This window comes from Oerskovia rustica (assembly GCF_014836555.1).
GTDB lineage: Bacteria > Actinomycetota > Actinomycetes > Actinomycetales > Cellulomonadaceae > Oerskovia > Oerskovia rustica.
The window spans coordinates 40,266-53,275 of the sequence record NZ_JACSQQ010000027.1 but is presented as its reverse complement, the minus strand read 5'-3'; the positions used below and the strand labels follow the sequence as shown (position 1 = coordinate 53,275).

Sequence of the window (13,010 nt, the reverse complement as noted above, 5' to 3'; positions counted from 1 at the left end):
CTCCACGGCCGTGAGCGCCGTGGCCACGAACCTCGCGGTCCGCGCCGAGCTGCGCCGCCTGCAGCGCGTCATCATCGCGGCAGAGTCGTCCCCGGCGTCGACGTCGTCGACGCCCTCGGAGAGCGCCGACACGAGCTTCTCCGGGGGGCGCGGCATCGTCGCCGAGGGGCGCGACATCACGACCGTCGTCGCGCCCGACGCCGACGTGCGCATTCTGCTCACCGCGAGCGAGGAGGCGCGCCTGGCCCGCCGCTCGCTCGAGGTGCACGGCGCCGCCGACGCGGCCGCGGTCGAGGCCACCAAGGACCAGGTGCTGCGCCGCGACCGCGACGACTCGACCGTCTCGCAGTTCCACGTCGCGGCCGACGGCGTCGTGACGGTCGACTCGTCCGACCTCGACTTCGAGCAGACCGTTCAGGCCGTGCGCGACGTCGTCGAGCACGCCACGGCCACCACCGCCGCGGGGGGCGAGGGGACCGCTCGGTGAGCACCCCGCACGTCCCCTCTCCCACCGGGCCCGCCTGGTCCCGGTGGGTGGGGCGCTTCCTCGCGCGCGTGATCTGGGACACCCACGTGGTCGGGGCCGAGCACGTCCCCGCCACCGGACCCGTCCTGCTCGCCGCCAACCACACGGGCCTCGTCGACGGACCCCTCGTGCTGGGCGTCGCCCCCCGGCCCCTGCACGTCCTCGTCAAGGAGGAGATGTTCGTCGGGCCGATCGGATGGATCCTGCACGCGGCCGGGCAGATCCCCGTCGACCGCCGCGGCGGACGATCGGCCCTCGTGACGGCGCTCGCGGTCCTGCGGCGCGACGGAGGAGTGGGCGTGTTCCCCGAGGGCAACCGCGGGCGCGGCGACGCCACGTCCGCGCGCGCCGGCGTGGCCTGGCTCGCGCTCAACGGCCACGCGCCCGTGGTCCCCGTCGCGGTGCTCGGCACGCGCCGCACCGGCGACGGCGTCAACCGCGTCCCCGGGTTCCGTCGCCGCCTGTACGTCGAGTTCGGCACGCCGGTCGTCGTCTCGACGGCCGACGGCGTGCGCGGCAAGGCCGCCCTCGACGCCGCGAACGAGCAGATCCGGGCCGCGCTCGCGACGCTCGTGACCGGCGCCGTGGACCGCTCGGGCATCGCGCTGCCGGTCGACGGACCCGAGCGCCTCGTCCCCGGAGGACGCCCCGCGCAGTGACGTCGTGCACTCCGGGCGTGTCGCGCACGGTCCTCGTTCGGAGAACTGCCCGGTTGCTGGGAGAATGGTCGCCATGACCACACCCGACCACGCACAGCCCGATGCCCAGGCATCCCTCGACGAGGTGTCGCAGACCCCCGGTGAGACGATCGACCAGGCGAGCGACGTCGTCGGGCAGCCCGAGGACACCACCGAACCACTGCTCGCCGCCGAAGGTGACGAGCAGGACGACGAGAGCCGCGAGCGCGCCCTGCGCGCCGGCCTCGAGGACTACGAGCTCGCCGACGAGGACATGGCGCTCCTGTCCGGCGAGTACGACGAGGACGGGAACCTCGAGCCCGAGGCGCCGCTGCCGGTCCTCGCGATCGTCGGCCGCCCCAACGTGGGCAAGTCGACGCTCGTCAACCGCATCCTCGGCCGCCGCGAGGCCGTGACCGAGGACAAGCCCGGCGTCACGCGCGACCGCGTCTCCTACCCGGCCGAGTGGGCCGGACGCCAGTTCACGCTCGTCGACACGGGCGGCTGGGAGGTCGACGTCGCCGGCATCGAGGCGCGCGTCGCCGAGCAGGCCGAGGTCGCCATCGCGCTCTCGGACGCCGTCGTGTTCGTCGTCGACGCGACGGTGGGCCCCACGGCCACCGACGAGCGCGTCGTGAAGCTGCTCCGCAAGTCCGGCAAGCCCGTCGTGCTGTGCGCCAACAAGGTCGACGGCGCACGCGGCGAGGCCGACGCGACCGAGCTCTGGAGCCTGGGTCTCGGCGAGCCGCACCCCGTCTCCGCCCTGCACGGCCGCGGCACGGGTGACCTGCTCGACGCCGCCATGGAGGCGCTGCCGCTCGTCTCCGAGCACGCCGTCGTCCTGCCGTCCGGCCCCCGCCGCGTCGCGCTCGTCGGCCGCCCCAACGTCGGCAAGTCCTCGCTCCTGAACAAGGTCGCTGGCGCCGACCGCGTCGTCGTCGACTCCGTCGCCGGCACCACGCGCGACCCCGTCGACGAGCTCGTGCTCCTCAAGGGCATCCCGTGGTGGTTCGTCGACACCGCCGGCATCCGCCGCCGCGTGCACCAGACCAAGGGCGCCGACTTCTACGCCTCGCTGCGCACCCAGGCCGCGATCGAGAAGGCCGAGGTCGCCGTCGTGCTCGTCGACGCGTCCGTCCCGCTCACCGAGCAGGACACGCGCGTCATCTCCCAGGTCGTCGACGCCGGGCGCGCCCTCGTCATCGCCTACAACAAGTGGGACCTCATGGACGAGGACCGTCGCCCCTTCCTGGAGCGCGAGATCGAGAAGGACCTCGTCCAGATCCAGTGGGCACCGCGCGTCAACGTCTCGGCCCGCACCGGCTGGCACACCGACCGCCTCGTGCCCGCGCTCGAGCGCTCGCTCGAGTCCTGGGACAAGCGCATCCCCACCGGGCGCCTCAACGCGTTCCTGGGCGAGCTCGTCGCGGCCCACCCGCACCCGCTGCGCGGCGGCAAGCAGCCCCGCATCCTGTTCGCGACCCAGGCGTCCACGCGCCCGCCGCGCTTCGTGATCTTCGCGACCGGCTTCCTCGAGGCCGGCTACCGCCGCTTCATCGAGCGTCGCCTGCGCGAGACCTTCGGCTTCGAGGGCACGCCCATCGAGATCTCGGTGCGCGTGCGCGAGAAGCGCAAGCGCTGACGCACCTCCTGCCGGGGCCCGTGGGGCTCCAGCGGGGCGTGTGAGGCGTCGAGAGACCCCACGGGAGGGCCGTGCGTGCCGGAAGGCGCGTGCGGCCCTCCTGGGCGTTTGTGGGGCGCGCTGGGGGAGTGCTGGGACCGGGTGGGGGCTGACGGCGTCCTGGTGGGGCACTGGTGGCGCGCTGGGCATGGCCTCGACATGGCCTGTGACGCAGCCGAGGACTCCCCGGACGCGCGTGACCCGTGCCACTCACCAGCGACGATGCACGGAGCACGCCCAAAGTGGGGTATTGTTTCTCTCGGCCCTGAAGGGCTGGTGAAGCCCTCCGGGGCTCACGGGCTGTGGCGCAGCTTGGTAGCGCACTTGACTGGGGGTCAAGGGGTCGCAGGTTCAAATCCTGTCAGCCCGACCAAAAGCCCAGGTCAGGAGGTGTTTTTCACCTCCCGACCTGGGCTTCGTCGTTGGAAGCTTCCACAAATGGCACATGGCGTCACGTCATAGCAGTGCTAGGACGGCGGCGACGTCTCCACAAACTTGGACGTGCGGCTCTCCGCACGGTGCGGCATCCAGTGCGAGGCCGACGGTCCCTGCGCTCGCTCGTGGCGACACGCGGTGATGGGAGCCATCGGGCCGCCGCATAGAGACGGCATGGCCCGTAGCAACCGTCTGTTGACCGTGAGCGACCTCGCCGCCCACCAGGGCTCGGCCCGCCGTGCCAGCCACCCCTTCCACGCATCCAGGGCGAGTCCGCGTGCTCCACGTGTCGGGAGTAGGTTGCGGTACCGGCAGGACGACGGCCAGACATGGTCGTACTCGGCCACGATGGAGCCCACATTCGTTTCGATGTCTGGCGGCGATCGACCGCTGGACCTGATCCGGCGGTCGTCATGATGCACAATGGTGGAAGACCTCAGCGTTTACCCGGCACGCACGGCGCCCTGGTCCCGAAGAAGACCGCGAACGGGCGCTGGAGGGTCGATGCCCGTGGAAGCGATGGCGACGGGATAGTGCGTCGCATCCAGGTAACCGAAGACTCGCCGGCCACCGCGATCACCGCGTGGGCGAGGAAGTTCTACTCCAACAGCGGACGCGCGGACAGCGTCACAGACCTGACTGCGAACACATTGTTCGAGACGGTGGCCCGCCTGTGGGTCACCTTGCGCATGGAGGAGGCTCACGCCCCTGGTGGACGGGTGCGGGTTCAGACAGTGGAGCAGGACCTACGGCTGCTGCGTGTCGACGTGGTGCCCGTCATCGGGCAACTCAGGTTGCGTGACCTGACCACTCCGCTGCTGGAACAGTGGTTGGCGTCCATCCGTGGTGCCGACGGTGCGGAACATTCCCTGAATGACAAGCGCCGCAAGTGCAGGTCCCTCGTCAAGCGGATCCTGGACTACGCGATCCGCATGGGTGCGATCGAGGGTGTGAACGTTGCCGAGCGAACCACTGTCCCACCCAAGAGAAGGAGCCAGCCCAGGGCGTTGTCCACGGACGAGATCCACGCTCTCCGGGACGCCGCGCGCCGATGGCGTGCTGACTCGGCGAGGCGTCTCGGGCCCGCCCCGTCCCTCAATCTGGCCGTGCTGGTCGATCTGCTCCTTGGATCCGGGATGCGAATCGGGGAGGCACTCGCATTGCGGTGGGGGAACGTGCACCTTGCGACAGGGCCGGGGGAGCGGTCGACAGTGACGGTGGTGGCGACCATGGTACAGGTTGGCTACCAGTCGGTTCGCCAGGAGGTCACGAAGTCCGAGCGCGGAATGCGCAGCATCACCGTTCCGCCGTTCACCGTCGAATCGCTACGGCTTCTGCGGCCCGACAACGCCGACCCGGATGACCCAGTGTTCAGGACCAGAGTCGGTACCCACTGGCAGACTCAGAACGCACGACGCTCCCTGAAGCAAGCGCTCGAAGCAGCTGGGATCGACCCGAGGTCACTGCACCCGCACACGCTGCGAGCCACCGTCGCCACCGCCCTCCGGGCGGGTGGGTACGAGGTCGCCACCGCCGCCGCTGTCCTGGGGAACACCGAAGCTGTTACAGCGAATTACTACATCGAAGGCGTGCACACCGCCCCGGACGTTCTCGGCGTACTGCAGGACATCGTCGAACAGGCTGATCCACCGAAAGATGATGCCTGACCGCTGCCTCGTGCCCGGCCGTGGTTCGCTACCGCCACTTCTGTACCGAGGCCGAGAAACGTGCCCATGCGCGTGGCCGACAAGGGACGCTTCCTGCGAGGGGGAGACCTCGCTGACCACTGCCTCATCGCCGCCCCCACCCGCAGCGTCTCGAGCTTCAGCGCCAGCACCCGTCGGGTACCGCACCGAGGTGCCGCGCGAGGCCCCAGACCGAACGCGGGTAGACGAGCGATCGTCAGCAGCGCCGTGTGCGCTTGGGTTGGGTCGAGCGGGCTCGCCCGAAGCCGCTGCGCGAGGCCCTGGCCGACGGCAGCTATGAGAACTTCCTCAAGCCCGACGGCGTGCGTGAGCGCGAGGAAGCCGGCGAGCCGTTCTTCCCCCTCGACCTCGCTGCCCTCGTGCACGAGGAGTCCTCGCACCTGGCGCGCGTGCTGCGCGACGAGGCCCTGCGAGAGGGGACCAACGTTGTGATCGACTCCGTGCTGTCCAAGCCGGCACCCGCGGTCGAGCTCGGTGAGAAGTTGGCGGCCGTGGGGTACGAGGTCGAGGTCGTGGACGTCGAGGTGCCCTACGAGCTCTCCCAGGCCCGCATCGCCCAGCGCTGGCGCCAGTCCTACGAGGGCGCCGTCGTGACCGGCGACGGGCTCGGCGGCCGCTGGGTCCCGAGCATCTACGCCCGCGACGTCTTCAACGGCCCCGACGGGCGCTCCCGCTCCCAGGAGTCCGCGGCCGCCCTCGCCACCTCGTGCCCGGCCGTAGTCCGCTACCGCCGCTTCTGGACAGAGGCCGAGAACACGCCCATGCGCGTGGAGACCGACAAGGGACGCTTCCAACGCGGGGGAGACCTCGTCGACCACAGCCTCATCACCGCGCGCACCCGCAGCGCCACGAGCTTCGGCACCAGCACCCGGCCAACCCCGCACCGAGGCGGCGCGCGAGGCCCGCAGACCGAACGCGAGTAGACGAGCGATCCCCGCCCGTCCCGGGACGCGACGACGCCCCGGCAGGCAGGGGGAGCAGCCGGGGCGTCGTCAGGGGGATCGTAGCGCTTGGCGACGCCCAGCAACCCACGAGGACCAAGGCTGAGCGACGCGACCGAACCTCATCGCATCCGGGAGCGTTGGGCGCGTGTGAGGCGGCTGCCGCGGGCGGAGCGGACTTGGTTGAGGCCAGACTTTGAACACCTGACTTGGCTTCGTTGCCTACCTTGAACACCTGAGCTGTCTCAGTCCCCGTCGACGGGCGGTCGCGTCGGCGGCTGGGCTTCCTCGACCGGGACGTCGGGCCGCGCACCTGGCGGGATCCCATATTCGAGACCTTCAGTATTCCTCGCGCTTCGGAACGGCACACGGTGCTCGGATGCGCCGAGCGGTGCCCCGGCTGCTGAGACCGACAGCCTCCGTGTCGTGGTCCCAGCGCCAGCGCTGTGGTGGTGCTGCGGGCTGGTCAGCGGGGCGAGACGCGGACTGAAGCGCCCTTGGGGCCTTCGCCCTGCATGATCGGCACGGCGAAGCTCTCTTCGGCGCTGCCGTACTTGGCCTCGTAGGCAGCGTCGATCGCGGCCTCGTCGTCGCTGCCGGCGTCTTCGAAGGTGACCTCGTAGTCGACGCCGTCCACGCGCACGCGCCCGGCCTTCTGAGTGATCGCGGCCTGGTACCAGCGTGAGTCTTTGCCGTTGGCTGCGCGGACGTAGACCTTGCCGTCCACGACCAGGGCCCAGGTCTGGGTGGGGGTGCCGTAGGTGACCCCGTCTTCGCGGAACGGGGAGACGAAGAGGTCTTCGTGTTCGATGATCGTGCGGAGCTGGTCTGTGGTCCAGGCGGTCATGGTGTCTCTCTCTCGGGTGGTGCGGTGGTCAGAGGTCGATCGAGGCCATGTTGGCGTCGTCGTGTCGTGCGCCAGCGGCGGGCTGCAGGGTGTCGAGGCGGTGGATCTGGTCGGTGGTGAGTTCGATGCTGTCGGCTGCGGTGTTCTCCTCGACGCGGTTCACGCGGCGAGTTCCCGGGATGGGGGCGATGTCCTCGCCGCGGGTGAGCAGCCATGCCAGTGCGGTCTGCGCGGGCGTCGCGTCGATCTCAGCACCGATGGCCTTCACCTCATCGACGAGAGCGAGGTTGCGGCGGAAGTTCTCCCCGGTGAATCGCGGGTTGGTCTTGCGCCAGTCGTCATCGGCGAAGTCGTCGACAGTGCGGATCTGGCCGGTGAGCAGGCCGTGGCCGAGCGGGGAGTAGGGCACCAGGCCGATGCTGAGCTCGCGCAAGAGAGGGAGGATCTCGGCCTCCACGTCACGGGTCCAGAGGGAGTACTCGGTCTGCAGTGCAGTGACGGGCTGAATGGCGTGGGCGCGGCGGATGGTTTCCGGTGAAGCCTCCGAGAGCCCGAAGTGCAGGACCTTACCTTCGGCGATCAGCTCGGCGACGGCGCCTGCGGTCTCTTCGATCGGGGTGCTGCGGTCGACGCGGTGCTGGTAGTACAGGTCGATGTGATCAGTGCCAAGACGCTGGAGGGAGCCTTCGACGGCGATACGGATGTTCTGCGGGCTGCTGTTTGCATTGCGCCCACCTGCCGCATGGGAGAACAGGCCGAACTTCGTGGCGAGGACGACCTCGTCGCGACGGCCGGCGATCGCACGGCCGACGATCTCCTCGCTGAGGAACGGCCCGTAGATCTCGGCCGTGTCGATGTGCGTAACGCCGAGATCGAGGGCGCGGTGGATGGTGCGGATCGACTCGGCATCATCCAAGGCGCCCTCGGAGGTGTAGGTACCGGCCATGGTCATGGCACCCAGACCGATTCGGGAGACCTCGAGGTCTGCCAGGTGTGCATTCTTCATCAGGGGACTTCTCTCAGTCGTGTGAGGTCGTGGTGGGTCCTGTCGCCACGGGTGGGGCGTCCGAAGGGGCGTGTGATCAGGCCTGGTCGGTGGGTACGATCCACAGCTCGCCGATCGATGTGCGGCTGGATCGGGTGACCATGAACGCAACGCCGTCGGCGACGTCCGAGGGCAGGCGTCAGTGCGGGGTGCTGGTCGCGCCCGCCGCGGGGTTGGACGCGACCAGCAGGGGCGCTCAGGCGTCGTAGGTGAGGGATGCCGAGAGCTCGCGGTGGGCGTCGATCTGGGACTGGATGGTGGCGAGCTTCTGCTCCTCGCTGGCCATGCCGTCGGCGCCGGCGATGAAGCGCAGCGGCAGGTCGCCGGAGTCGGAGAGGATCACGAGAGCCTGGGCGAGCTTCTTGGGGTCGCCGCCCTGCTGGCCGTTCATGGCCTTCCAGGCCTCGATGGTCGTGGCGGTGCGCTCGGCGTAGTCCTCGATCTCGAGCTCGGGCCAGATGGTCGATGAGCCCTCGACCAGGAGCTCGGTGCGGAAGAAGCCGGGCTCGACGGCCATCGTCTTGATGCCGAAGGGCTCAAGGTCGAAGCGCAGCGACTCCATCCAGCCCTCGAGGGCGAACTTCGAGGCGGCGTAGGCAGCGCAGAACTCCTGGCCGATGAGGCCAGCCATCGAGGTGACGGTGATGACCTGGCCTGAGCGCTGGCGGCGCATGACAGGCAGCACGGCGCGGGTGACGTTGAGGGGACCGAAGAAGTTGGTCTCCATCTGAGCGCGCAACTGGGCGTCGCTGATGTTCTCGAAGTACCCGGCGTAGAAGTTGCCGGCGTTGTTGACCAGCACATCGATGCGCCCGAAGCGCTCGACCGCTGCTGCCGTGGCGGCCTCAGCCGCGGCTGGGTCGGTGATGTCGAGCGAGACGGTCAGCAGGTTCTCGTGCTCGCCGATCGCGGCGAGCACACGGCTCGCGTCGCGCCCGGTGGCCACTACAGAATGCCCAGCGGCCAGGGCAGCCTGGGCGATGTCGATACCCATGCCGCGGCCGGCACCGGTGATGAACCAGACGGAACTCTGCGTGCTCATGTGATCTCCTCCAGGGTGCGGATCGGCCTTGTTCGCCGGTCTCGGTGGTGTGATGAGATCCAGTCAAGAACATCTCCTGGGGGCCAGGCAGACCCCACCTATACGGTTAATGGCAGTACCCCCCTAGGCGCGGATTCCTGTCGTAGGTTCGGTGCATGGACACCTCCGCCGACATCCGCGAGTTCCTGACGTCCAGGCGCGCCCGGCGCACGCCCGCCGAGGCCGGGCTCCCCGATTTCGGCGGTCGGCGCCGTGTTCCGGGGTTGCGCCGCGAAGAGGTGGCGCTGTTGGCCGGGATGAGCGTGGAGTACTACGTCCGCCTCGAGCGCGGGAACGCCAAGGGAGTCTCAGAGTCGGTCCTCGACGGCATCAGCCGGGCCCTCGACCTCGACGATGCTGAACGTAGCCACCTCTATGACCTCGTGCGAGCCGCGAACGACGGCGCACACCCCCGCCGCAGGCGCGGCCCGTCACGCGCGGAGAAGGTCCCGCAGTCCGTCCAACAGCTCCTGGACGCCATGCGAGACGTCCCGGCGTTCGTCCAGAACGGCCGGCTCGACCTGCTCGCCACCAACGCACTCGGCCGAGCAGTGTTCTCCGAGCTCTACGTCCAGCCCCAGCGCCCCGCAAACTTCGGCCGTTTCGTCTTCCTCGAACCCCGGGCCCTGGACTTCTACCGCGACTGGGACGAGGCCGCCGCGCAGACCGTCGCGCTCCTGCGCTCTGAAGCAGGACGGTCCCCCCACGACCGCGTCCTCAGCGACCTCGTGGGCGAGCTCTCGGTCAAGAACGAGACTTTCCGAGCCCTCTGGGCATCACACGACGTCCGACAGCACAGCACCGGGATCAAGAGCATTACCCACCCGGTCGTCGGTGACCTCGACCTCAACTACGAGGCGATGGCTCTCGCCTCAAGCCCCGGCCTCCAACTCATCGCCTACAGCGCACCCCCAACCAGCACCACCGCCGACGCACTGACCATGCTCGCGAGCTGGTCAGTCACCCACCGCGAAACCGCCACGACAACAGCAGAACCGCGCGAAGGCCCGTAGCCATATCGAGGGCGGGCTCACAATCCGCTCACGCCGACAGCGAGTTCCAAGCGCACGGCGAGCCACGCACCCCTGGGGTTAGGTGTGCGCGCACCCCGGCCGGGTGCGCCCAAGCCTGCCCAACCCTGACGAACTCCAGGAGAACAACCGCACTATGACAGACCTCGCAGCGCCCATCTCTTGGGGCGCGTTCCGATCGGCCAACCGCATTGCACTGGCCCCGATGACCAACAAGCAGAGCCACTCCGACGGAAGGCTTAGCGACGTCGAGATCGCCTGGCTCGCTCGCCGAGCCGTAGGCGGCTTCGGCACCATCATCACCGGCGGCTACGCGGTCTCGCCAGAGGGCAGAGTCTGGGAGGGACAGGCTGGCGTCTACTCCGACGACCACATCGCGCCGCTTGCACGGCTCGCCACAGCCCTGGCCCCGACAAGCACACCCGGCATCGTGCAGCTCATCCACGGCGGTTCTCGCTTCACTCCCGAGATCGCGCACACACAAGGAATCTCTGCATCACCAGGAAGCAGCTGGCGGTCAGCGACAGACCGCGACATCGAGCACCTCATCGACGCGCACCGCTTCGCAGCGCTCCGCGTACAGGCAGCAGGCCTGCAGGGAATCGAGATCCATGCCGCACACGGCTACCTCCCCGCACAGTTCATCAGCCCGACGGAGAACACCCGCACAGACCAGTGGGGCGGAGACTTGAACGCCCGGGCCAGCTTCTTGCGATCGCTCGTACAGACCGTCCGGTCCGCGGTCGGATCCAACTTCGCCGTCGGCGTTCGGCTCTCCGCAGAGGACCCACGGCGAGGTATCACTCCCCAAGAGACGGCGACCATCGCAGGCTGGATCGCGCAGGACGGGATCGACTACCTGCACCTGTCACTGCGCAACGCGCTCGCCACATCGGCCGAGCCCCCGTATACCCACCCCCTCCGCCTCATCCGGGCCGCGATCCCCTCCGAGCTCCGTCTCGTCGTCGCGGGAAAGCTATGGAGCCCGCAGGACGCGAAGTTCGCTCTGACACAGGGTGCAGACATCGTCGCCCTGGGACACGCAGCCATCCACCACCCGAACTGGCCCCAGGGCATGGCCGATCCGACATGGACCCCGACACCACCACCCACGAGCACAACTCGACTGACCGAGCTCGGAGCCAGCGCCCCCCTCCTCCGATACCTGCGCGAGAACTGGCCCGAGACGGTCATGGACGACACATCCGAGGACCACACACCTGGTACGCCGTAGGGCCAGTGTTCTCGGCTGCGGCCGCCTGACAGAGGAAGCTACCAATCCAGACGGACACCTGGCGGGCTCCCGTATTCGAAACCGTCGATATTCCTGGTGCCATCTCCATCGGTGATACCTGACAAGCGGTTGGCATTGCGTCAGAGCATCTGGACGGCGACACGCCGAGAGGTGTCAGTGCCTCGATCTACACTCGAAAGCGTCAGCTCGGGTCACATGGCCCGAACGGCAAGATGGGTCCCGGCGGCAACCGGGACCCTGCCGGCCACTGACTGGATGCGTCGTTGTGAGTGGCCATCGTTCTGCTGAACTCGAACTTGGCCTCATCCTCACACAAGTTTGTCGGGGTCCGCGCACTGAGGAGCCTGTGATTCTTGCAACGCGACGCCTTGTGCACCACGGAGGCACTATGGCAAAGCTCGACTCCCTGACTCTCACCGGGATCACCAACTACCTCAACACCCCGCCGCTGAAGCGCGGGACCCTGATCCGCTCGATGCTCGACTCTGCGGGCGGGTTCGACTACTGGATGCCCATCAAGCAGGCCGCCACCAAGGACCGCAACACGACCCGGGACGGAGCGGCGCTCACGGCAGCTGCAGCGAACGCCCGAGAGGACCGTCGCACTTCGTTCGGGGTGATCGCTCGGGCCTGGGCCGAAACGGTGGTCCCCCGATGGGCCACGTCCACTCCGGTTCCGATCACGCCGGCCACGGTCCAGATCGGGTCCATGGAAGTGCGTGTGCGCCCGCAGTTCGCGGATCAGCGGGCGGACGGACGTGTCGAGGTCGTCTTGGTGTACTGCAACAAGACCCCGCTCGAGGACTTTGCTCTCAACGGGACTCTCCGAGTGATCGAGCGCGCCTACCCCGACATGATCGCGGTGCTGGTGGACCTGCCCCGTGCCGCGATCCACACCAGCGAGCGGAAGCGACTCGAACGCCTCGACCCCGGCCTGAACGCCGAGGTGGCCGGACTTCGCTACCTTCTCTCGCCGGGTGACGCCGTCGCCTGATCCTCGAGGAACCATCGGCCCCAGCGCAGCCCCTTGCGTTGGGGCCGATGCACTCCGGTGACGGGCTCGCGCTGCGCAGGGCCACCGAAACTACAGGCGGGATGCAGCAGCTAGGCGCCGTGCTCAAGGGTGGCCAGGTGTCGGTAGAGGGTGTCTCGGGAGACGCCGATAGCTCGTGCGACGGCAGCGCGGGACTGACCGCCGGCGAGCGCGACGCGGGCGGCATCGATACGCTCGCGCGTCATGACGGTAGGACGGCCGCCGACGCGGCCGCGTGCTCGTGCGGCAGCGAGGCCGTCGAGGGTGCGTTCGCGGGCGAGGTCGGCTTCCATCTGCGCGACAGCCGCGAGGACGTGGACCATGAGGCGCCCAGCCGCGCTCGAGGTATCGAGCGTCTCGGAGAGCGATCGCAGGATGACGGCGCGCTCGTCGAGGTCACGCACCAGGCGGGCGACGTGTGCGGCGGAGCGGCCGAGCCTGTCGAGCTTGGTGACGACGAGGGTGTCTCCCTCGCGGAGGCCGGCGAGCACTCGTGCGAGCTCGGGGCGGTCCTCGCGGGTGCCGGAGGCCTTCTCCACGACGACGTCGCGCTCGTCGACGCCACCGGGCCCGGTGAGGGCATCGATCTGGGCGTTGAGGTTCTGCGCGGTCGTCGAGACGCGGGCGTAGCCGTAGGTGTGAGCCATGGGGTGACGGTAGCGAAAACCCCCGGGGCGCGTTCTGCGACACCGGGGGTTTTCGGGCACTAGTTCTGCGACACGTTCTGTCGGCGTGTCGCTGCCGCGGTGGTG

At 69.0% G+C, this 13,010-nt stretch carries 12 protein-coding genes and 1 tRNA gene; 9 read left to right on the top strand and 4 right to left on the bottom strand.

Annotated features, from left to right (window positions below; all coding sequences use genetic code 11):
- From H9652_RS14910 to H9652_RS14885, 6 genes are all read left to right on the top strand, one after another.
- Nucleotides 1-487 (top strand): (d)CMP kinase (locus H9652_RS14910; protein ID WP_191796944.1); only part of this gene is annotated, 487 nt, incomplete at its 5' end.
- Nucleotides 484-1,185 carry a lysophospholipid acyltransferase family protein gene (locus H9652_RS14905; protein WP_191796943.1) on the top strand — a complete coding sequence of 234 codons (702 nt, stop codon included), beginning with the start codon at nt 484-486 and terminating at the stop codon, nt 1,183-1,185. The genes H9652_RS14910 and H9652_RS14905, both read left to right, overlap by 4 nt.
- A 73-nt stretch (nt 1,186-1,258) precedes the next feature.
- The gene (der, locus tag H9652_RS14900) at nt 1,259-2,845 is read left to right on the top strand and encodes a ribosome biogenesis GTPase Der (RefSeq protein WP_191796942.1); all 1,587 of its coding nucleotides are present in this window, start codon (nt 1,259-1,261) and stop codon (nt 2,843-2,845) included.
- A gap of 335 nt (nt 2,846-3,180) precedes the next feature.
- A tRNA-Pro gene (locus H9652_RS14895) sits at nt 3,181-3,257 on the top strand.
- A gap of 391 nt (nt 3,258-3,648) precedes the next feature.
- Nucleotides 3,649-4,986, top strand: coding sequence for a tyrosine-type recombinase/integrase (locus H9652_RS14890; RefSeq protein WP_191796941.1), 1,338 nt, complete (start codon nt 3,649-3,651; stop codon nt 4,984-4,986).
- A 254-nt stretch (nt 4,987-5,240) separates the two neighbouring features.
- Nucleotides 5,241-5,948 carry a zeta toxin family protein gene (locus H9652_RS14885; protein ID WP_056761865.1) on the top strand — a complete coding sequence of 236 codons (708 nt, stop codon included), beginning with the start codon at nt 5,241-5,243 and terminating at the stop codon, nt 5,946-5,948.
- A 484-nt stretch (nt 5,949-6,432) separates the two neighbouring features.
- Here H9652_RS14885 and H9652_RS14880 read toward each other — a convergent pair whose 3' ends face one another.
- The 3 genes from H9652_RS14880 to H9652_RS14870 all read right to left on the bottom strand — a co-directional run bounded on the left by H9652_RS14880 (nt 6,433) and on the right by H9652_RS14870 (nt 8,900).
- Nucleotides 6,433-6,813 carry a DUF2255 family protein gene (locus H9652_RS14880; protein WP_056761863.1) on the bottom strand — a complete coding sequence of 127 codons (381 nt, stop codon included), beginning with the start codon at nt 6,811-6,813 and terminating at the stop codon, nt 6,433-6,435.
- A gap of 28 nt (nt 6,814-6,841) precedes the next feature.
- Nucleotides 6,842-7,819, bottom strand: coding sequence for an aldo/keto reductase (locus tag H9652_RS14875; RefSeq protein ID WP_056761861.1), 978 nt, complete (start codon nt 7,817-7,819; stop codon nt 6,842-6,844).
- 235 nt (nt 7,820-8,054) lie between these two features.
- Entirely contained in the window at nt 8,055-8,900 is an 846-nt protein-coding gene (locus H9652_RS14870; protein ID WP_191796940.1) for an SDR family oxidoreductase, read from the bottom strand.
- A 155-nt stretch (nt 8,901-9,055) separates the two neighbouring features.
- Here H9652_RS14870 and H9652_RS14865 point away from each other — a divergent pair, with 155 nt between their 5' ends.
- The 3 genes from H9652_RS14865 (at nt 9,056) to H9652_RS14855 (ending at nt 12,219) form a co-directional block, all read left to right on the top strand.
- Entirely contained in the window at nt 9,056-9,952 is an 897-nt protein-coding gene (locus H9652_RS14865) for a helix-turn-helix domain-containing protein (protein ID WP_056761856.1), read from the top strand.
- A 154-nt stretch (nt 9,953-10,106) separates the two neighbouring features.
- Nucleotides 10,107-11,204: an NADH:flavin oxidoreductase gene (locus tag H9652_RS14860; protein WP_191796939.1), complete on the top strand. Its 1,098-nt coding sequence runs from the start codon at nt 10,107-10,109 to the stop codon at nt 11,202-11,204.
- Between the two features lie 409 nt (nt 11,205-11,613).
- Nucleotides 11,614-12,219 (top strand): hypothetical protein, encoded by a 606-nt coding sequence (locus H9652_RS14855; protein ID WP_056761851.1) that lies wholly within the window; start codon nt 11,614-11,616, stop codon nt 12,217-12,219.
- Nucleotides 12,220-12,329: 110 nt separating this feature from the next.
- Here H9652_RS14855 and H9652_RS14850 read toward each other — a convergent pair whose 3' ends face one another.
- Nucleotides 12,330-12,905, bottom strand: a complete 576-nt coding sequence (locus tag H9652_RS14850) for a recombinase family protein (RefSeq protein WP_056761848.1) — start codon at nt 12,903-12,905, stop codon at nt 12,330-12,332.
- Nucleotides 12,906-13,010 lie beyond the last annotated feature (105 nt).